Annotated in this window: 15 protein-coding genes and 1 pseudogene; 13 read left to right on the top strand and 3 right to left on the bottom strand. The window is 65.3% G+C overall.

Annotated features, from left to right (window positions below):
- The first annotated feature begins 69 nt into the window (after window positions 1–69).
- Together purL and AB0J47_RS38740 are read left to right on the top strand one after the other, a co-directional pair.
- Window positions 70–2,364, top strand: coding sequence for a phosphoribosylformylglycinamidine synthase subunit PurL (gene purL, locus AB0J47_RS38745; RefSeq protein WP_364358468.1), 2,295 nt, complete (start codon window positions 70–72; stop codon window positions 2,362–2,364).
- 149 nt (window positions 2,365–2,513) lie between these two features.
- Entirely contained in the window at window positions 2,514–4,295 is a 1,782-nt protein-coding gene (locus AB0J47_RS38740) for an alpha/beta-hydrolase family protein (RefSeq protein WP_364358465.1), read from the top strand.
- Between the two features lie 60 nt (window positions 4,296–4,355).
- Here the strand turns inward: AB0J47_RS38740 and AB0J47_RS38735 are convergent, their stop codons facing one another.
- Complete coding sequence (locus AB0J47_RS38735) at window positions 4,356–4,646, bottom strand: YiaA/YiaB family inner membrane protein (protein WP_364358462.1); 291 nt, start codon at window positions 4,644–4,646, stop codon at window positions 4,356–4,358.
- A 379-nt stretch (window positions 4,647–5,025) separates the two neighbouring features.
- Between AB0J47_RS38735 and AB0J47_RS38730 the strand changes: the two genes are divergently transcribed.
- From AB0J47_RS38730 to AB0J47_RS38710, 5 genes are all read left to right on the top strand, one after another.
- A complete protein-coding gene (locus tag AB0J47_RS38730) occupies window positions 5,026–6,777 on the top strand; it encodes an alpha/beta hydrolase (RefSeq protein WP_364358459.1) in 1,752 nt (583 codons plus the stop codon).
- 68 nt (window positions 6,778–6,845) lie between these two features.
- The gene (locus AB0J47_RS38725; RefSeq protein WP_364358456.1) at window positions 6,846–7,415 is read left to right on the top strand and encodes a CPBP family intramembrane glutamic endopeptidase; all 570 of its coding nucleotides are present in this window, start codon (window positions 6,846–6,848) and stop codon (window positions 7,413–7,415) included.
- Between the two features lie 225 nt (window positions 7,416–7,640).
- Window positions 7,641–8,342: a hypothetical protein gene (locus tag AB0J47_RS38720; RefSeq protein ID WP_364358454.1), complete on the top strand. Its 702-nt coding sequence runs from the start codon at window positions 7,641–7,643 to the stop codon at window positions 8,340–8,342.
- The gene (locus AB0J47_RS38715; protein ID WP_364358452.1) at window positions 8,342–8,509 is read left to right on the top strand and encodes a hypothetical protein; all 168 of its coding nucleotides are present in this window, start codon (window positions 8,342–8,344) and stop codon (window positions 8,507–8,509) included. Before AB0J47_RS38720 ends, AB0J47_RS38715 begins: the two co-directional genes overlap by 1 nt.
- Before the next feature lie 234 nt (window positions 8,510–8,743).
- Window positions 8,744–9,139 carry a sterol carrier family protein gene (locus AB0J47_RS38710; protein WP_364358449.1) on the top strand — a complete coding sequence of 132 codons (396 nt, stop codon included), beginning with the start codon at window positions 8,744–8,746 and terminating at the stop codon, window positions 9,137–9,139.
- Window positions 9,140–9,437: 298 nt separating this feature from the next.
- Here the strand turns inward: AB0J47_RS38710 and AB0J47_RS38705 are convergent, their stop codons facing one another.
- Window positions 9,438–10,550, bottom strand: coding sequence for an acyl-CoA dehydrogenase family protein (locus AB0J47_RS38705; protein ID WP_364358446.1), 1,113 nt, complete (start codon window positions 10,548–10,550; stop codon window positions 9,438–9,440).
- Window positions 10,551–10,560: 10 nt separating this feature from the next.
- A complete protein-coding gene (locus tag AB0J47_RS38700; protein ID WP_364358540.1) occupies window positions 10,561–11,814 on the bottom strand; it encodes an ABC transporter permease in 1,254 nt (417 codons plus the stop codon).
- Between the two features lie 216 nt (window positions 11,815–12,030).
- Between AB0J47_RS38700 and purF the strand changes: the two genes are divergently transcribed.
- The 6 genes and pseudogenes from purF to purM all read left to right on the top strand — a co-directional run bounded on the left by purF (window position 12,031) and on the right by purM (window position 20,841).
- The gene (purF, locus tag AB0J47_RS38695) at window positions 12,031–13,590 is read left to right on the top strand and encodes an amidophosphoribosyltransferase (protein WP_364358537.1); all 1,560 of its coding nucleotides are present in this window, start codon (window positions 12,031–12,033) and stop codon (window positions 13,588–13,590) included.
- A gap of 394 nt (window positions 13,591–13,984) precedes the next feature.
- Complete coding sequence (locus tag AB0J47_RS38690; protein ID WP_364358443.1) at window positions 13,985–15,541, top strand: ABC transporter substrate-binding protein; 1,557 nt, start codon at window positions 13,985–13,987, stop codon at window positions 15,539–15,541.
- A gap of 119 nt (window positions 15,542–15,660) precedes the next feature.
- Window positions 15,661–16,671, top strand: coding sequence for an ABC transporter permease (locus tag AB0J47_RS38685; RefSeq protein WP_364358534.1), 1,011 nt, complete (start codon window positions 15,661–15,663; stop codon window positions 16,669–16,671).
- Window positions 16,672–16,763: 92 nt separating this feature from the next.
- Window positions 16,764–17,624 (top strand): annotated as a pseudogene (locus AB0J47_RS38680) (ABC transporter permease); the annotation flags it as partial.
- A 341-nt stretch (window positions 17,625–17,965) separates the two neighbouring features.
- Complete coding sequence (locus AB0J47_RS38675; protein ID WP_364358440.1) at window positions 17,966–19,651, top strand: ABC transporter ATP-binding protein; 1,686 nt, start codon at window positions 17,966–17,968, stop codon at window positions 19,649–19,651.
- Between the two features lie 110 nt (window positions 19,652–19,761).
- Window positions 19,762–20,841: a phosphoribosylformylglycinamidine cyclo-ligase gene (gene purM, locus AB0J47_RS38670; RefSeq protein WP_364358437.1), complete on the top strand. Its 1,080-nt coding sequence runs from the start codon at window positions 19,762–19,764 to the stop codon at window positions 20,839–20,841.
- The last annotated feature ends 146 nt before the right edge of the window (window positions 20,842–20,987 follow it).

Below are 20,987 nucleotides of genomic sequence, written 5' to 3'. Positions count from 1 at the left end.
AGGGCCAGGGCTAAACTTCATGGCGAATCCCCAGCTTCGCGCTCCGGCCCGAAAGGACCCTGGTACTCCGTGACTCCGCAGGTCGACACCGTCAGCGCAGCCGCAGCAACTCCCGACGCCCCGCAGCCCTACAAGGAGCTCGGTCTCAAGGACGACGAGTACGCGCGGATCAAGGAAATCCTCGGCCGTCGGCCGACCGACGCCGAATTGGCGATGTATTCGGTGATGTGGAGCGAGCACTGCTCCTACAAGTCCTCGAAGGTGCATCTGCGCTACTTCGGCGAGACCACCACCGACGAAATGAAGTCAGCGATGCTCGCGGGCATAGGTGAGAACGCGGGCGTCGTCGATATCGGCGAGGGCTGGGCGGTCACCTTCAAGGTGGAAAGCCACAACCACCCGTCCTACGTGGAGCCGTATCAGGGTGCGGCCACCGGCGTCGGCGGCATTGTGCGCGACATCATGGCCATGGGCGCACGGCCCATCGCGGTGATGGATCAACTGCGCTTCGGTGCGGCGGAGGCACCCGATACCCGGCGCGTGGTCGACGGTGTGGTGCGCGGTGTCGGCGGCTACGGCAACTCGCTCGGCCTGCCGAATGTCGGCGGCGAGACCGTTTTCGATGCCTCCTACCAGGGCAACCCGTTGGTTAACGCGCTGTGCGCCGGTGTCATGCGGGTCGAGGATCTGCATCTGGCCTTCGCCTCCGGCGCAGGCAACAAGATCATTCTGTTCGGCGCGCGCACCGGTCTCGACGGCATCGGCGGCGTTTCGGTGTTGGCCTCGGACACCTTCTCCGGTGATGAATCCGGTACCGGCCGCAAGAAGCTGCCGAGCGTCCAGGTCGGCGACCCGTTCGCCGAGAAGGTGCTCATCGAATGCTGTCTCGAGCTGTACGCGGCCAAGCTGGTGGTCGGCATCCAGGACCTCGGTGGCGCCGGATTGTCCTGCGCCACTTCCGAACTCGCGGCCGCGGGCGACGGCGGCATGCATATCGACCTGACCAAGGTGCCGCTGCGCGCCAAGGGCATGACCCCGGCCGAGGTGCTCTCCAGCGAATCGCAGGAGCGCATGTGCGCGGTGGTCACGCCGGAGAACGTGGACGCGTTCATGGCCGTCTGCCACAAGTGGGATGTGCTGGCCACGGTCATCGGTGAGGTCACCGAGGGCGACCGGCTGGTGATCAGCTGGCACGGCGAGACCGTTGTCGATGTGCCGCCGCGCACCGTCGCGCATCAGGGCCCGGTGTACGAGCGCCCGGTGCAGCGACCGGATTTCCAGGACGCGCTCATCGCCGACACCCCGGACACGCTGCCCCGCCCGAAGACTCCGGACGAATTGCGCGCCACCGTACTGCAGATGGTCGCCAGCCCGCAGCTGTGCAGCCGCCGGTGGATCACCGAGCAGTACGACCGTTACGTCCGCGGCAATACCGTGCTCGCCGAACATGCCGACGCGGGTGTGATTCGGATCGATGAAGAGACCGGCCGCGGCATCGCCCTGGCCACCGACGCATCGGGCCGATACACCAAGCTCGACCCCTACACCGGCGCGCAGCTCGCGTTGGCCGAGGCCTACCGCAATGTGGCCACCACCGGCGCGACGCCGAAGGCGGTCACCAACTGCCTCAACTTCGGCTCGCCGGAGGATCCGGGCGTCATGTGGCAGTTCCAGCAGGCGGTGCGTGGTCTCGCGGACGGCTGTGTGGCCCTGGGCATTCCGGTCACCGGCGGCAACGTCAGCTTCTACAACCAGACCGGTCAGGACGCCATCCTGCCCACCCCGGTGGTCGGTGTGCTCGGCGTCATCGACGATGTGCACCGACGCATCCCGACCGGTCTCGGCCTGGAGCCGGGCGAGACACTGATCCTGCTCGGCGAGACCGCCGACGAATTCGGCGGCTCGATCTGGTCGCAGGTCGCGCACGACCATCTCGGCGGTGTGCCGCCCAAGGTCGACTTCGCCCGCGAGCAGCTGCTCGCCGAGGTGCTGACCTCGGGTTCACGCGACGGCATGATCAGTGCGGCGCACGACCTTTCCGAGGGCGGTCTGATCCAGACCGTGGTCGAGGCCGCGCTGGCCGGCGAAACCGGTTGCCGCATCCTGCTGCCCGAGGGTTCGGATCCGTTCGTGCAGTTGTTCGCCGAATCGGCGGGCCGGGTGCTCGTCGCGGTGCCGCGCTCAGAGGAGACCCGCTTCACCAAGATGTGCACCGCGCGCGAATTGCCGTGGGTGCGTATCGGTGTGGTCGATCAGGGTTCGGATTCCGTTGAGGTGCAGGGCCAGTTCTCGATCACCCTGGACGATCTGCGCGAGGCGCACGAGGGCACGCTGCCGAAGCTGTTCGGGGCCAGTGCCGTTTGAGCGCGCCGGAGGCTGATGAAGTCTCGGCAGTCCTACGCGGAGGTGGATTAGCGGCGTTCGCGGTCCCCTTCGTGGTCACGCTCGGCTACCGCCTCCGGGGCCTGAGCTCACGCCGCGGAGGTGGACTAGCGGCGTTCGCGGTCCCCTCCGTGGTCACGCTCGGCTACCGCCTCCGGGGCCTGAGCTCACGCTGCGGGGGCGTCGGCAAAATCGTCGGCGCCGTCGAGCGTTTCTTCCACCCGAATTACGTCGGCCTCATCGTCGCCACGGTGTTCTTCGGCTGGTCGCTGACCCCCTCACTGCTGCCACGGGATTGGCTGTTCGAGGGACTGGTCAGCGGGATCAATGCGGCCATCGGCTACGGCGTCGGCTGTCTGTTCGAATGGGTGTACCGCAAGTGGTTGCGGAAACCGATACGCCGCAAGGTCGCACAATTGCCAACCGCGGTCACGCGGGTGTGGGCGAAACGACCCGCGTGGCTTTCCGGCGCGGTCAAGACCGCGATTGTGTTCGCCTGTCTCGCTGTCGCCGTATTCCTACTGGTCGAATCGTCCTGCTGGCAGCGGGAAATCACCGCGCTCATGGGCATGGAACCCACGACTACCTCTGGATTCATGCGCACCGGCGCACTGAGCGCACTGGTCGGTGCGATCGTCATCGCGGTATTCCGGATACTGCGGCGGCTCGTCCGTTCGGTCGCGTTCGAGCTGATCAGGCGCGCCCACTTTCCGCGCCAATTGGCCGTCCCGACCGGCGTGCTCGTGGTGGTGGTCGCGGCGATGCTGCTGTTCAACGGCGTGCTCACCAAAGTCTTTTTCGACGTGGCGAACTCGGCGTTCAGCGCGCGCAACAGCAACACCTCGCCGAACGCCGTACAGCCGCAGCTGCCGGAGCGCTCCGGCAGTCCGAATTCATTGGCAGCCTGGGACACTCTGGGGTCCGAGGGCCGCTGGTTCGTCTCGTTCGTGCCGCGCGCGGCCGATATCAGCCAGGTCACCGGAAGCCCCGCGCGCGAACCGATTCGGGTCTACGCCGGATTAGAATCGGCCGACGGACCCGAGGCACAGGCCGAATTGGTCGCGGCGGAGTTGGAGCGCACCAAGGCTTTCGAGCGCAAGGTGCTGGTGGTCGTCACGACGACGGGCACCGGCTGGGTCGACTCGTCCAGCGCCGAATCCATCGAGCTGATGTACAACGGCGACACCGCGATCGCCGCGACCCAGTATTCCTATCTGCCGAGTGTGCTGTCGTTCCTGTCCGATAAGGACAAGGCCACCCAGATGGGAAAGCTGGTCTTCGACAAGGTTTATGAGCACTGGTCGGCCCGGCCGGAGCAGGAGCGGCCCAAGCTGCTCGTCTACGGCGAGAGCCTGGGATCCCAAGGCGCCGAAGGTGCTTTCACCGGCCTGGCCGATATCCGGTCGAAGACCGACGGCGTGCTGTGGGTCGGACCGCCGAATTCCAACCGGCTATGGAGTGAATTCACCGCCCGCCGTGATCCCGGCACGCCGGAAATCTTGCCGACCTACGCCGACGGACTGGTGGTGCGCTTCTCCGACAGCCGCGCCGACCTGTGGAAGCCTGGGGACAACTGGCTGTCGCCGCGCATTGCCTATCTGCAGCACGCCTCCGATCCGGTGGTCTGGTGGTCGGCGGATCTGCTGTTCAGCGAACCGGATTGGCTGCGCGAATCGCGCGGCCCCGATGTTTCCTCGCGCATGGCGTGGTATCCGATTGTCACGTTCTGGCAGGTCGCCGCGGATCTGCCCAGGGCGCAGAGCGTCAGCGACGGACACGGACACAACTACGGCAACCTGGTATTGGATGCGTGGGCCGCGATCGCGCAGCCGCCGGATTGGTCGGCTGATCTGGCGGATCGGATCCGGGATTATCTGGCGGTCTCCGCCGCCCGTGAGCACCAGCTGAAATAGCGCACACATACTGAGCGGGCTCGAACCCCTCGTTCGCCGGACCCGTCCAGGTGCGCACCATCAGGTGACGGATTTGAACGGATCGTGCTCCGCGATCAGTTTTTCCATCCGCGCCTCGTCCAAGCGGCGGCTGATGCTCGCCGATTCCTGTTGGTCGCGAACCACCTTTGCCAGCGTGAACGCGCTCGACACCAGGAACAGCACGGACATGCCGAGAAAGCCCCGCTGTGCGATATCCAGTGGCAGGTAGAAGATGCCGACGCCGGTCCCGAAGAAGCTGACGCCGAATGCGATCGCGGCTTGCGCGAGGAAGGCCGAAGAGGTTTTCGGCCGGGCGTTGGGATTGCTCATGCCTGCCCCTCGCTGACGCTCGACTCCGGCATGCGCAAAGCGCGCTGGCACATTATTCGTTCGCTTCGCTCACTCATAGGTACCGAGTCTGCTGATTCAGGGCGCTGCGCAACCGCGTACAACTACTCGAGCGCGTTGGGTAGTTGCCGGAGGTCGCGGTAAGTGACACTGCCGCTGGATGATTCGCGAATCGAGTCGGTTGTGGCGGGCCGAGTGGCGGTGTGATCTGCGTCGGCAATACCGCGCGCCGCTGCGGGCGACACACCCGTTGACCCGAGCGCACCCGCATACTGTTCGGGTGATGATCGCTACGGACCTGTCGACGCCCGTGCCCGATCCGAACCGCCACGATCCGGGCATCGCGCCGTCGCGCTGACCGATGCTCGAAACCACGACCACCCTGACGAAGCTGCGTGCGCGCGGCGTCGTGGTCGTGCGGCGTGCCGAGGACATCATCGACCTGAACTATGTCGGTCTGGTCTTCGCGACGATCTTCTTCGCACTTTCGGTGACGCCGTCGCTGGTGCCGCGCGACTGGCTGTTCCAGGGCCTGATCAGCGGCATCAATGCCGCGCTCGGCTACGGCCTCGGCTGCCTGTTGGAGTGGCTGTTCCGGCTCTGGGGACGGCCGCGGCTGGCCAAGCTACTGCGCGACCGGATTTCGCCGCCGCCGACCTGGGTGCGCTATGCGGTGAAGTCCGCGATCCTGCTCAGCGCCGCTGTCACCGCGGCCTTCATGCTGGTGCAGTCGGCCCGCTGGCAGCGCGAGATCACCGCGCTGATGGGTATGGAGGGCACCACCACCCCCGCATATCTGCGCACGGGATTGCTCAGTATCGCGGTGGGGACCGGGGTGGTCGCGGTGTATCGAACGCTGCGCGAGATCATCCGTTTCCTGGCCCGCCAGCTCAACCGCTGGGTGCGGGTGCCGCGCGAGCTGGCGCCATCGGCCGGATTCCTGGTTCTGGTGGTGCTGACCGTCACGCTGTTCAACGGCGTCGCCTCACGTGCCTTCTTCGCGGTAGCCAACTCGGCGTTCAGCGTGCAGAACGATCACACCTCGCCGAATGCGGTTCAGCCGCTGCAGCCGGAGCGCTCGGGCAGTCCGGCCTCGCTGGCGAAATGGGATTCGCTCGGATTCGAGGGCCGCTGGTTCGTCTCGCACGGTCCCTCTGCGGCCCGGATCACCTCGATCACCGGGAAGCCCGCGCGCGAGCCGATACGCGCCTATGTGGGTCTGGAGTCTGCGCAGAGCGGTGAGGCGCGGGCTGAGCTCGCGGTCTCCGAACTGGAGCGCACCGGCGCCTTCGACCGAAAGGTGCTGGTGGTGATAACCACGACCGGGACCGGATGGGTGAATTCCATGGCGGCCGGCGCAATCGAGTACATGTACGGCGGCGATTCCGCCATGGTGGCCTCGCAGTATTCGTATCTGCCCAGTGTGCTGTCCTTCCTCGCGGACCGCGGCAAGGCATCGGATGCGGGTAAGCAGCTGTTCGACGCGGTCTACCAGCATTGGTCGGCGCGCCCCGAGGGGGCGCGGCCGAAGCTGCTCGTGTACGGCGAGAGTCTGGGGTCGCAGGGCTCGGAGGCGGCCTTCGACGGACTCGCCGATCTGCGCTCCAAGGTCGACGGTGCGCTGTGGGTCGGGCCGCCGAATTCGAATCGACTGTGGGAGCAGTTCGTTTCGCGGCGCGATCCCGGATCGCGCGAGGTCGAACCGGTGTACGCCGATGGTCTGGTGGTCCGATTCGCCTCCGACAGTGCCGATCTCGTGCGTCCGACGACCGAATGGCGTGCGCCACGCATCGCCTATCTGCAGCACGCCTCCGACCCGATCGTCTGGTGGTCCTCGGACCTGATCTTCTCCCAACCGGATTGGTTGTCCGAACCACGCGGCTCCGATGTGTCATCGCAGATGCGCTGGTGGCCGTTCGTCACGTTCTGGCAGGTCTCGTGTGACCTGTCCAATGCACAGGGCGTCACCGACGGGCACGGGCACCGGTACGGCAGTCTGGTATTGGACGGCTGGATCGCCGTCGCGGCGCCGCCGGATTGGACCGTGGAACAGTCCGACAAGATCCGGGCCCAGATCGAGGCCGCCGAGGACTACGAGCGCGAGATCAAATGACGTTTATCGGGCGCGTTGCGAAAACTGCTGTCGCCGTTGGCATTCCATTGGCATGGAGCAATTGGCTGTTGCCGCGCTCGAGGCTGGATCTGCGCGGCCGCACCGCAGCCAATGCCGGATTCGCGACTGGCTACGCACTGGCATTTCGGGGCCGACCGAACTGGTTGTCTGTGCGGGGGCTCGGTTACGGACTCGCCTCGGCGAGCGTGGTCGCCGCCGGTTATGGTGCGGCCGTCGCTATTCCGGCGCTGCGTGATCGTCTCGGTGGGTTCGCCGACCGGGCTCCGGACGGCCCGCTCGTTGAGTGGGTCGCGGTACATATCCCGATCGGCACCGTCTACAGCGAGGAACTCATCTTCCGTGCGACCCTGAACCCATTGCTGGACAAAGAGTTCGGGCCAAGCGGCGGTGCGTTGATCGGAGCAGCTACCTTCGGCCTCTGGCACATCTATCCCGCACGCGCTGCGGGCGACAGCGTTCCGGCATCGATTGCCGCGACCGCTGCCAGTGGCCTCCTATTCGACCTGCTGCGCCGCCGCACCGACAGTGCCACAGCCCCCGCTCTGCTGCACTTCGCCGTGAACGCCGGAGGTGCGCTTGCGCCGCGCCTCGCCGCGGCTGGTTCGCCGAGCAGTTGACCGGCTTCAGCCGCTGTCACGTTGCGGCTCCGAGCTTGTGGCCGAGCCATCCATCCCGGCGCGAACGAGCCTGAACGTGCATACCTGACCGTGACGACCGAACTCTTTGCCGCCATTGACAATTGAACGGTGTTCTATAAGCATGGCTGCGATACTCAGTGCTCGGGACACACTCACACAGACGCGAGGTTTTCGTCAGCCACGGCAAAGGAGACGAGGCAAATCATGGGGGACGACCAGCACGACGAGGACTCTCGGAACTCGAGCCGACCCCAGCAGGAAGTCCCTCCCGGGCGGCGCAGCTGGGCCAGTCGCCACCCCGTTCTCGCCGCGATACTCTTGCCGGTCATTCCCGGTTTGATCGTCGGCTTGATCATCCTCGTACCGGACAAGTTCTTCGATGCCAAGCAGGACGGAAACTCCTCCTCCCAGTCCCCTCCACCGACCCAGCAGGCTTCCCGGACCGAGCCGGCCGACCGACCGCCCACTGTCTCCGCGCCCGCTACTTCCTCGACATCGATCTCGTCGGAGGACGTTCGGTGGTCCGGCACGGTCAACCTGACCTACCTCGACCTGGACTCCGTCCCACCCAGGGTGGTATCCGGCAACAAGGGCGCCAGCACGTGGGCCAGCTACAACTACTCTTCGTCCAAAAAATTCTCCGAAGCCACGCTCTACGGCCAGCCAGGCGACTTCTTTACCGTGCAGCCCACCATCGCGTCCTGGAGCAATCCGGCCAAGCCGACCCGGCAACAGTGCGCAGACCTCATCGTTACCCAGGGCGTCGAATCCCTACCTCTCAGCAAGAACAGCAGCTACTGCGTCAAGACCGCGGCCAATCGCGTCGCCTTCATTACCGAACTTTCGCTCAGCGACGCCATCCACGCCTACACGGCCGTGGTGACCGTCTGGTCCGCCACCAGCTGATGGGCCTCGCCCACACCACCCCACATTCTCGCCTGGTTGTCATCAGCGACACCCCGTTGATGATCAACGAGGTGCCACACGTGATAGCCGACACCAGCGTCATCCTCGATGGCGCACAACCACTCTCGTATCGAGGGCAGCGCACCAGCGTGCCGCCGGTCGTCTGATGGCTTCTCGGGTATGCAGCTGGTCCGGCTCTGGTCTTCACCCCCGGCTGCCTTCACGACGAGCGTGCAAAACGGCGACTTCAACCGGCCCGAAGCGTCGACGCCATCCGCAGAGCGACCGACCCGCACTCGTCTGGCCGTAGCGCCCATTCTCGCTCGATCCGGCGGGAATCCCCGGATACGGGGCAAGAGCACGGCCGCTGCGGCCAGTCGCCTCCCAGTATTCTCGGCATCGTGGCAGGACGAGCAAAGGTGGATCCAACGGAACTACGAGCGGCCGTCGCGGCGGTCAGCGCGTGGCTGCGCGACGATTCGACGCCCGCACCCGCCCGGCCCGAACTCGCCGCCGCGGTCCGCGCCACCGTTCGCACCCTCGCCGCCGCCGCACCCGGCCACTCCGTCGAGGTCCGCGTCCCACCTTTCGTGGCCGTGCAGTGCGTCGAGGGCCCGCGGCATACCAGGGGCACACCGCCGAATGTCGTCGAAACCGACCCGCGCACTTGGCTTTTGCTTGCCACCGGCCTCCTCGAATTCGACGTTGCGGTGGTATCGGGCGCGGTCAGCGCTTCCGGCAGCCGAGCTGGCGAAGTGGCCCACTGGCTGCCCATCACGCGTGCCACCGCAGACTGACGATCGTCCTGGCCAGTGCCCGCGAGAACTCCATTGGCTGAATGTGTCTGCTCGACGCGCCCCTGCTGGACTCCATCCTGGACGGCGACGAGGACGAGGGAACCAATGTCTTCGATCGAATCCTGGAAGTCATCATCACCAGTTGAAAGACTTCCCGCCCGAGAGGTCTTCCGCAGGGTAAGGGGATGCCCGGGATAGCCGTTCTCACAACAGGTTCCGGGATCCAGCCATCCCCACTGTGCCCACATTTTGCTCAGAGGAGGCGTGAATCCCGGTGAGGGATGCGAGGATTCGCAGGCTAAGGGTAGACGGTGTCGGCGGCCTGGGTCAGGCGGTCCAGCAGCGCGGTCCTGATGGCCGGGCGGGAGCCGAAGACCAGCGTGAAGGTCGCCTCACGCAGTGAGCGCTCGGCGAGGTTGCCGCGCGTGACGGCCGCGCTGCCGACTGCGGTCACCAGAGCCGACGCCGCGCGGACCGCGAGTTCGGAGGCGCGGGCGCGAGCCAGGTAGACATCCGACTGGCCGGTGAGCGCATCGTCGAGTTCGGTTCGGATGCGGGCGGCTTCGGCAGCCGAAGCGGTGGTGTCGATGCCGAGCCGCGTGAGTTCGCCGAGACAGCGCCGCACGATGCCGAGGGCCAGCGCGCCGTTGCGCCAGGCGGCCAGGATGAAGGAGGCGTTGAAACTGCGCAGCGAAATCCGGTTGTCCACAGCGGAATCGGGCACCTGGACGCCGTCGAAAGTGAGTGTCACGGTCTTGCTCGCGTCGGCGGCGATGAGCGGGAGCGGGGTGGCATGTACCGCGGGGCTCGGTTCGGCGGGCACCAGCACGCTGATCAGCGATCCCTCGTCGTCCGCATCGCGCGCCATCACGCCGAGGATGTCCACCAGACCCCACCCGGTGACGAACGGGGCGGTGCCGTCGAGGACATACCCACCGTCGACGCGACGCGCGATCAAGCCGGGTTGGTCGTTCGCGCCCGCGTAGCTCACACCCGCGCGTACCCGTCCGTGCCGCAGGTCCTCGGTAAGTCGTTCGCGCAGTTCGAGATTCGGTGAGGTGGCGACCCGGCGCGCGACCCCGAGATGCTGCGCCCAGACGAAGGTGGTCGTCAGGCATCCGGCGACCAGGATCTCACCGGCCTGGGTGAAGGTGGCGATATCCATATCGGCCCGCCTCGTCACCCGGCCACCATCCCTCATCGAATCGCTGCGGGATGCTGGATCCATGGTCGCGCCGTAGAACCCGTATTCGGCGAGCAGGTCGAAATGGGTGCCGGGAATTTCGCCGGTGCGGTCGACCGCGTCGGCCTGTGGTGCGAATATCTCATCGGCCAGATAGCGCGCGTGTTCGATCCACGAATTCACACCACCCATCTTGGTGCATGCCGCGAATCCGGTCGCAGTCGCCATGAGGCTCGCCTCAGCCGCGGGACAGATCGCGCCGATGCAGGCCCTTGTAGTCGTAGTACCGGGTGATGAAGGTGCCGAGCACCAGCCCGATCACGAGCCCGAGCACCGCCATCCACACCCCGCGTGCCAACCCCGCCGGGAAGTTCGCATCGAAGTAGAGAATGGCGCGCACACCGACGAACACCTGGTGCATCGGCTCGAATTTCGCCAGCCAGCCCAGATATTTCGGCGTCGCCTCGATCGGCACGGTGCCGCCCGAGGAGGGCAGCCCGAGAATGATGAACAGGATCAGGTTGATCAGCAAACCCGCCGAACCGACCGCTGCGAGGATGGACAACCCGGTGATCCCGACCGCCATGATGGCCAACGCGCTATAGAGAAACAGCGTGAGCGGATGATCGATCGGCATATCGAGCAGGCCGGCCACAGCGAGGAATACGCCCGCGACGATATTCGCGGTGATCACCATCACGCCCCATTTGATCAGCAGCGTATTGAACCGCGAGATCGGTGTGTACGGAAAATGCACGTACCACGGCCCGTATTCGGTGGGCACGAATCCGAGTGCGGCATCGATCATGGTGTGGATGGTCATCGAGCCGACCAGCCCGGCGAGCAGGAGTAGCAGCGCGTAGAAAAACGCCGTCAAACCCTGTCCGGTGCCGGATGGCAGCGGGCGGAACGGTGCGATGACGATGTGCAGCGGATCCGCGAGCGCCACCCGAGTCGCACCCGTCAACTCCGGCGCCGCCCCGCCACCAGGCGGCCTCAACTGCGCGTTCACCTGATCGGTCAGCTGCTTACCGACCTGCTCGTTCACTTGGGTCAGCGCCTGGGTGCCGATGGTCGTGACGATATTTGTGACGAACGCCCCACTGCGCGGATTCGTCTGCAACGTCAGCGTCGGGCGCTGGATATCACCGGGCACTACACTGCCCGCCCCGAGAATGCCGAGGCGCTTACTGAAATCGCTGGGAATCAGGATCGTGCCGTACACCGCACCGGACTGCATCTTCAGCTCGGCCTCGTTGATGCCGAACACCTGCAGATCGACCTTGTCCGCCGGAATGCCATGGCGCAGCGCATCGGTGATCTGTGTGCCGAAATTCACCTGCTGCCCGCCGACCGTATCGCCGACATCCTGATTGACCAAGGCGATCGGGAAGTCGTGCAGGTTCTTCTCCGGGTCGACGACGTAATCCAGATACATTGTGCCCAGCAGCGCCATGAACAGGGTCAATACGGCGATCGGGGCCAACCACATACGCGCGGTCAACCGTGTATCCGACCCACGGGTGCGTGCACGGTCCGAAGTCGTCACGGCTGGCACGGTAGCACCGTGCCGCACGGAAAAACGGCAGCGTCGCTCGGCGATTGCTGCGCCTCCCCGGTGGCGGTGATCGCGGCGCATCATTCACCCGTAGAATGGCGATTGCCCCCAGCCCGCCCGAACAGGGAGCAAACGGTGACCAACGCCGAAATGCCGGTCGAAACTACCTCCGATCAGGTCGAGAACGAACCACGCGAAGAGTGTGGTGTGTTCGGAGTCTGGGCGCCGAGCGAGGACGTGGCCAAGCTCACGTACTACGGCTTGTATGCGCTGCAACACCGTGGCCAGGAAGCCGCGGGCATCGCCGTCTCCGACGGCTCACAAATTCTGGTCTTCAAGGATCTGGGACTGGTCAGCCAGGTATTCGACGAGCAGACGCTGGCTGCGATGCCGGGTCATATCGCCATCGGCCACTGTCGCTACTCCACCACCGGCTCCACCACCTGGGAGAATGCGCAGCCGATCTTCCGCACCACCTCGGTCGGTTCCGGACTTGCGTTGGGCCACAACGGAAATCTGGTCAACACCGCCGAATTGAGCGCGCGCGCACGCGAACTCGGGCTGATCGGTATGCCGCCGGTCTCCGGTGGTCGCCCCGCGCAGATCACCGCCACCTCCGACTCGGATGTGATGACCGCACTGCTCGCGCACGCCGCCGCGGATTCGAGCATCGAACAGGCCGCGATGAAACTGCTGCCGACGCTGAAGGGCGCGTTCTGCCTGACCTTCATGGACGAGCACACTCTCTACGCCGCGCGCGATCCGCACGGTGTTCGTCCGCTGTGCCTCGGTCGGCTCGAGCGTGGCTGGGTCGTAGCCAGTGAGACCGCCGCATTGGATATCGTCGGCGCCGCCTTCGTCCGGGAGATCGAGCCGGGCGAACTGCTGGCGATTGACGCCGATGGCGTGCGGTCCATGCGCTTCGCCAATCCCGAACCCAAGGGCTGTGTGTTCGAATACGTCTACCTGGCCCGGCCCGACAGCACCATTGCCGGTCGCTCGGTGCACGCTACCCGGGTGGAGATCGGCCGTCGCCTGGCCAAGGAACATCCGGTCGAGGCCGATCTGGTGATTCCGGTGCCGGAGTCCGGCACCCCCGCCGCGGTCGGTTACGCACAAGGTTCGGGTGTGCCCTACGGGCAGGGCCTGATGAAGAACGCCTACGTCGGGCGCACCTTCATCCAGCCGAGTCAGACCATCCGTCAGCTCGGTATCCGACTCAAGCTGAATCCGCTGCGCGAGGTGATCCGCGGTAAGCGGCTCATTGTGGTGGACGACTCCATCGTGCGCGGCAATACTCAGCGCGCGTTGATCCGGATGCTGCGCGAGGCGGGGGCGCTGGAGATCCACGTGCGGATCGCTTCGCCGCCGGTGAAGTGGCCGTGCTTCTATGGCATCGATTTCGCCTCGCGCGCGGAGTTGATCGCCAATGGCGCGGGCGCCGATGACAGTTACGACGACATGGTGGAAGCGGTGCGCCGCTCGATCGGCGCCGACACCCTCGGCTATATCTCGACCGAGGGCATGATCGCCGCCACCGAGCAGCCGCGCTCGCGGCTGTGTTGTGCCTGCTTCGACGGCGATTACCCGATTCCGCTGCCCACCGAGGCGGCCATCGGCAAGAACGTGCTCGAGGGCATGCTCACCGGCCAGTCCGAGGCAATGTTGTTGAGCGAGAACGCGAATGCGAGCGCGTTGAGCCGTCCCTGACGAAAGACGATCGACGAACCCCTCGGCAGCAGCCGAGGGGTTCGATCGTGTTCGGACCTAGTCCCGAGTCTATGTCCGCCGGTGTGCTGTGGCCTACTCGAGACGCCTTCGGGCCGATTTCGGAGTGAACCTGGTCATTCGTCCGGTGATCCGGCCTTACCCGTGCACCATGCGCAACGTCGGCTAACACCCTCGTGATTTTTTCTTTGAAAACGCAACATCCCAGAAATGGATCGTGGGTACGGTGCCCGACATATCGGAAGTTCACCGTGCCCGCCGCGGTCCTGTGATCCAGCACATGCGGTGTGGCGCGCTCGAGAAGTGGGGCCTGATGATGAGGGTTTCGAAGAAGCCTGGGCGAGGGAACCGGACGCGACGAATCGCGGCGGTCGGGATGGCGGCGCTGGCCGTGTCCGCGATCGCGGGATGCGGTTCGGGGCGTACCGGTGGGGGTGGTGACGGGGCAGGTTTGGTGGCGGGCACCACAGACAAGATCTTCTCGCTCGACCCGGCGGCCGCCTACGACAACGGTTCGCTGCTGGTCGAAACCCAGATCTATTCGTATCTGCTGAATTTCGCGCCCGGCGATGCCACCCCTAAGCCGGACGCCGCGGACAAGTGTGACTTCAGCTCTCCGACGGTATACACCTGCAAGCTGAAGTCGGGGCTGAAGTTCGCCAACGGCAACCCGTTGACCGCCAAGAGCGTCAAGTTCTCCTTCGATCGGATGCAGGGCATCAACGACCCGAACGGTCCCGCCTCGCTGCTCGGCAATCTCGAGAAAACCGAGGCCGTCGACGACCTGACGGTGAACTTCACATTGAAGGTCGCCAACGATCAGACCTTCCCCGCGATCCTGCCGACCCAGGCCGGTCCGATCGTGGACGAGAAGGTCTTCCCGGCCGACAAGGTGCTGCCGGATGAGGACGTAGTGAAGAACAAGGGCTACTCGGGCCCGTATACGATCGCCAGCTACGACAAGAACAAGCTGGTCGAGTACCAGGCGTACCCGGACTACAAGGGCATCCTCGGCACACCGAAAACCGCGCAGGTCTCCACCAAGTACTACGCGACCTCCGACAATATGAAGCTCGATCTGCAGAGCGGTGCGCTCGATGTCGCGTACCGATCCTTCACGCCGACCGATATCGAATCGCTGCGCAAGGACAGCAAGGTCACGGTGGCGGACGGGCCCGGCGGCGAGCTGCGCTACATCGTCTTCAATTTGAACACCATGCCGGGTGGTACCCCGGAGCAGAAGCTGGCGGTGCGCAAGGCCATCGCCTCGTCGATCGACCGGCCCGCGCTGGCCGAAGGTGTCTACAAGAACACCTATCAGCCCGCGTACGGCTATGTGCCGCAAGGCATGCCGGGTGCGGCCGAGCCGCTGAAAGATCTCTATGGTGCCAAGCCCAATAAGGACGCGGCGGCGAAATTCCTCTCCGGCGCCGGCGTCGCGGCACCGGTGGAACTGAACCTGCAGTACAACCCCGATCACTACGGTTCGAGCAGCTCCGAGGAGTATGCGGCGATCAAATCGCAACTGGAGTCGACCGGGCTGTTCAAGGTGAATCTGCAATCCACCGAATGGGTTACCTACCAGAAGGAACGGGCCCGCGACGGTTACCCGCTCTATCACTTCGGCTGGTTCCCGGACTACCCGGACGCCGATGACTACCTGACCCCGTTCTTCGCGCCCAACAACTTCCTGCAGTCGCACTTCGAGGATCCGAAGATCACCGCGCAGCTCACCGCGGAGACGACCGAGCAGGACAAGACCAAGCGCATCAAGCTGATCGAGGACGTGCAGAAGGATCTCGCGCAGAACTACCTGCCGACCCTGCCGCTGCTGTCCGGTAAGCAGATCGCGGTGTCGAATCCGAGCGTCAAGGGTGTTTCGGACACACTCGACGCGTCGTTCAAGTTCCGATACACGGTGCTGAGCAAGTGACATCCGGCGAAGCCGGGCCCGAAGCTGTTGCCACCGCTGACAAGCGGGGACCGGTTCGGGCCCGGCGCTTCGGGCTGCCTAGGGTTGGGAAGTCGAGTGGGGATTCCCGACAGCTGGCGTTGTTGCGGTACTTGGTGATTCGACTGTTGTTGATTCTGCCGACGGCGTGGATCCTGGTCACCGTCGTGTTCTTCCTGATGCGGGTGATCGGCGATCCGATCAGCGCCGCGATGGGCGGACGGATGACCCAGGAACAGATCGAAGTGCGCAAGGAGGCGGCCGGTTTGAACCGGCCGATCCTGACCCAGTATTGGGAGTACATCTCCGGGCTGATGCACGGGGATTTCGGTCACTCCCAGGACAATCGGCAGATCAGCGAGGTGGTGACCACCTACGGCGCGGCCACCCTGGAACTGGTGTTCTGGGCGCTGCTCGTCGCCTTCGCGGTCGGCGTGCCGCTCGGCAGATACGCTGCGACACATCGTGATTCGACGGCCGACGCCGGGCTGCGGTTATTCGCCATCCTGGCCTACGCGGCGCCGGTCTTCTTCGTCGGTCTGCTGCTGAAGCTGATCTTCGCGGTGAAACTGGAGTGGCTACCGGTCGCCGGCCGGGCGAGCACTCCCGTCGAACTGCAACTGCAGCATGTCTCACCGAAGACCAACATCATGGTGGTCGACGCAATCCTGTACGGGGACAACAGTTATCTGATCGATGTGCTGAAGCACGCGATATTGCCCGCGGTGGCGCTCGGTCTGTTGACGGCGGGCATCTTCTTGCGCCTGGTGCGCGTCAATCTGATCCAGACACTGCGCAGCGAGTTCGTGGACGCCGCACGGGCCCGCGGACTTTCGGCACGGGTGGTGACGGGACGACATGCCGTGCGCAACGCGATGATTCCGATCATCACGGTGATGGGCATGTATATCGCGACGATGCTCGGCGGCGCGGTGCTCACCGAGACCACCTTCGAATGGAAGGGGTTGGGTTATCAACTCGCGGAATACCTGCATCAGCGCGATTTCATCGCGGTGCAGGGGATTGTCGCGTTCCTGGCGCTGGCCGTCGCGGTCATCAGCTTCCTGGTGGATGTTGTTGTCGCGCTGATCGATCCGAGGGTGAGGTTCTGATGACCGCTCCGGAATTGGCGAACGAACCACTGGTGATGCCGCCGGTGCCGCCGACCAGGCGCAGGCGGATTCCCGGATTGCGGCTGTTCACCATGACCGCTGGATTGCAGCGGGTGACGTTGATCGTCGGACTCGGCCTCGTCGCGGTATTCGTATTCGTGGCGATCTTCGCTCCGCTGATCGCACCGTACGGGCTGGCCCAGAACTCTTCGGACGGTGTCGGCTTCGTCGCACAGCAACCGCCATCGGGTCAGCATTGGTTCGGCACATCGGTGCGCAGCGAGGATGTACTGTCCCGGGTGATCTTCGGTGCCCGTACCGCGCTGCTGGTGATCGCGATCTCGCTGGTGATGTCGCTGGTCGTCGGGGTACCGCTGGGCTTGGTGTCCGGGTACATCGGACGCGCCCTGGACCGGGTGCTCGTACTGTTCATGGACGCCATCTACGCGTTCCCGACTCTGCTGCTCGCGATCGTCGTCTCCATCGTGGTCGCGGGTGGGCAGTCGAGCAGTTTCGGCGGCGTGCTGTCGGCCGCCGTCGCGATCACGGCGATCTATGTGCCGCAATACTTTCGGGTGGTTCGCAATGCGACCGTCGCGGTGAAGAACGAACCGTATGTGGACGCGGCCAGGGTCACCGGTGCCTCCACCACGCGAATCATGTTCCGGCACATCCTCGCCAACGTCACCCAGTCGCTGCCGGTGATCGTCACCCTCAATGCCGGCGATGCGATCCTGACGCTGGCCGCGCTCGGCTTCCTCGGTTTCGGTATCGAACCGACCCAGGCCGCCGAATGGGGTTACGACCTCAATAAGGCGCTTTCCGATGTGTCCAATGGCATTTGGTGGACGGGCATCTTCCCCGGTACGGCCATTGTGCTGGTGGTGCTCGGACTGACGCTGGTCGGCGAGAGCCTGAACGAGGTGCTCAATCCATTGCTGCGCACGCGCCGTGCCCTGAGCCCGGCCACCGTCACCGGCGACACGCTGAGCGCCGCAGGTGCCGACCTCGAAAATGGCCCTCCCGCAGCGGAACTCACCGCAGCGGAACTCGACCTCGTCATTGGGGCCGAAGAGGAGAGCAACGAAAAGGGCAGCGCCGAAAAGGGCAGCGTCGAAAAGGGCAGCGTCGAAAAGGGCAGCGTCGAAATGGACGGCATCCCAGAGGACAGCGCCGAACAGGACGTCACTCCAGAAAGTTGCGCCGGAAAGGGCAGTGCCGCAGAGGGCGGCGCCGAAAAGGGCAGCGCCGAAAAGGGCAGCGGCCCAGTCGAAAACACGGAGGGACCAGCGCGATGACGCAAACGTCAACCGAGACCAAGCGCCCGGCACTGTCCATCGAGTCGCTGTCGGTCACCTTCGCCACCGACGCCGGTCCCGTATACGCGGTCAGCAATGTCTCCTACGAGGTATTCCCCGGCGAGGTGCTGGCCATCGTCGGGGAATCCGGCTCGGGCAAATCGGTGAGTTCGCGCACCGCGATCGGGCTGCTGCCGAATACCGCGCGGGTCGAGGGACTGGTCACCCTCGGTGCGGACAAAGTCACCTCGATGAGCGAGCGGCAGCTCACCGCACTGCGCGGCGGCGCGATCTCGATGATCTTCCAGGAGCCGGGACGAGCACTCGACCCGCTGTTCACGGTGGGCTATCAGATCGCCGAGGCACTGCGGGCGCATAGCGATATGAGCCGCAAGGCCGCCAAGACCAGAGCGATCGAATTGCTGCGCATGGTCGGCCTGCCCGATCCGGAGCATCGGGTGGACTACTACCCGCATCAGCTCTCCGGTGGTCAGAAGCAGCGCGTGATGATCGCGATCGCGATTTCCTGTGAGCCGAAGGTGATCATCGCCGACGAACCGACCACCGCACTCGATGTCACCGTGCAGGCCGAAATCCTGGAGCTGCTGCGCGATCTGCGCGATCGCATCGGTAGCGCCATCGTGCTGATCACACACAACATGGGCGTGGTCGCCGATATCGCCGACCGGGTGGTGGTCATGCGCGACGGCAAGGTGGTCGAGCAGGCGCCGGTGGACGAGCTGTTCACGGCTCCGAAGCAGGAGTACACCCGCAAACTCCTCGCCGCCGTACCACATTTGGGCACCGAGCAGTTGGAACACGGTGCCGTCGAGGATGTCGCCGCCGCCGAGCCGGTGCTCGAGGTAACCGATCTGGTGGTGCAATTTCCCGGACCGTTCGGCCGACCGCCGTTCCGCGCGGTGGACAACGTGAGTCTGTCCATTCGGCCCGGCGAAACGCTTGGCTTGGTCGGCGAATCCGGTTCCGGGAAGTCGACCATCGGCCGCTGCGTCGCCGCCTTGCAGCGCCCGACCTCGGGACTGGTCAAAGTGCGTGGACAAAACATCGCGGATCTGTCCCAGCGGCAGCTGCGGCCGATTCGCCGCCGCTTCGGATTCGTCTTCCAGGATCCGGCAAGTTCGCTGAATCCGCGGCTCACCGTCGGCGACTGCGTGGCGGAACCGCTGATCGTGCACAAGGCGGGCAGTTCCGCGGAGATCCGGGCGCGGGTCCGCAAACTCCTCGATGACGTGCAGCTGCCCGCGGGCACCGAACGCCGCTATCCGCACGAACTGTCCGGTGGTCAACGTCAGCGCGCCAGCCTGGCCAGAGCGCTGGTCCTCGACCCGGACCTGCTGGTCGCCGACGAGCCGACCAGCGCACTGGACGTCTCGGTGCAGGCGGCGGTGCTGGAGCTGTTCGGACAGCTGCAGCAGGAGTGCGGCTGGGCCTGCCTGTTCATCAGCCACGATCTGGCGGTCGTCGACCAGCTGGCCGATCGGATCGTGGTCCTGCGCAATGGCGCGGTGGTCGAGCAGGGTGATCGTGATCGCATTCTGCGCCGACCGGAGCAGGAGTACACCCAGCGGCTGGTCGCCGCGGTCCCGGTGCCCGATCCGGTAGAGCAGCGACGGCGTCGCGCGCAATCCGCTGCTCTGTTCGCCACCGGACACGCCGAGTAATCGGCATCGGGGGAGCCGTTCGGCGCTATGTCCGCTGCAAGCTTGTTATCCGACTCCGGTAGCGTGAGCTGGCATCTATCCGCCGATTCGGTTTGGAGCTTTCCCCGAAAATGACTGAACAGAGCCCCAGTGGTGCCGGTGCCTCGTACGCCGCAGCCGGCGTGGACATCGAGGCAGGTGACCGCGCAGTCGAGTTGTTCGGGCCATTGGCGAAGAAGGCCAGCCGACCCGAGGTGCAGGGTGGGCTCGGCGGCTTCGCCGGGCTGTTCGCACTGAAGGGTGGCTACCGCGAGCCATTGCTCGCGGCCTCCACCGACGGGGTCGGCACCAAGATCGCGATCGCCCAGGCGATGGACAAGCACGACACCGTCGGCCTCGACCTGGTCGCCATGGTGGTGGACGATCTGGTGGTCTGTGGCGCCGAGCCGCTGTTCCTGCAGGACTACATTGCCATCGGCAAGGTCGTCCCGGAGAAGGTGGCCGAACTGGTCTCCGGTATCGCGGAGGGCTGCGTGCGGGCGGGCTGCGCACTGCTCGGCGGTGAGACCGCCGAACATCCCGGCCTGATGGATCCCGACGACTACGACCTGTCCGCGACCGGTGTCGGCGTTGTCGAGGCTGATTCGGTGCTCGGTCCCGACCGGGTGCGTCCCGGCGATGTGGTGATCGCCATGGGCTCTTCGGGACTGCACTCCAACGGCTACAGCCTGGCCCGCAAGGTGCTGCTCGATATCGACCGGATGTCGCTGACCGGCCATATCGAGGAGTTCGGCCGCACCCTCGGTGAGGAGCTGCTCGAGCCGACGGTCATCTACGCCAAGGACTGCCTGGCACTGATCGCCGAAACCGATGTGCGCACCTTCGCACACGTCACCGGCGGTGGCTTGGCGGCGAATCTGGGCCGGGTGATCCCCGCGGGCATGGTCGCCGAGCTGGATCGTGGCACCTGGAATCCAGCGCCGGTATTCAAGATGATCGCCCAGCGCGGCCGGGTCGATCGGGTCGAGATGGAGAAGACCTTCAATATGGGCGTCGGCATGGTTGCTGTGGTGGCGCCCGAGGACGTCGACCGGGCCCTGGCTGTGCTGACGGCACGCCACATCGCCTGCTGGACCCTCGGCACCGTCAAGAAGGCCAAGGATGCCGACGCGCTCCGCGCCGTATTGGTCGGCGAGCACCCGCGCTTCTGAGTCTGATTTGCAGCGCCTGCGGCGCTGTGTGTGCTCTGTCTAATGGCCGCGCCTGCGGCGCGGCGTGTTCGCGGCCCCCTGGTGTCTCGCGTCCGAGTCGTCGAGACTCGCGACTTCGTCGCATGCGCTTCGACGACTCGGACGCG

Source organism: Nocardia sp. NPDC049737, assembly GCF_040674755.1.
Classification (GTDB): domain Bacteria; phylum Actinomycetota; class Actinomycetes; order Mycobacteriales; family Mycobacteriaceae; genus Nocardia.
Note: the sequence above shows the minus strand (reverse complement) of the source record. Positions and strands in the feature narration are given on the sequence as shown.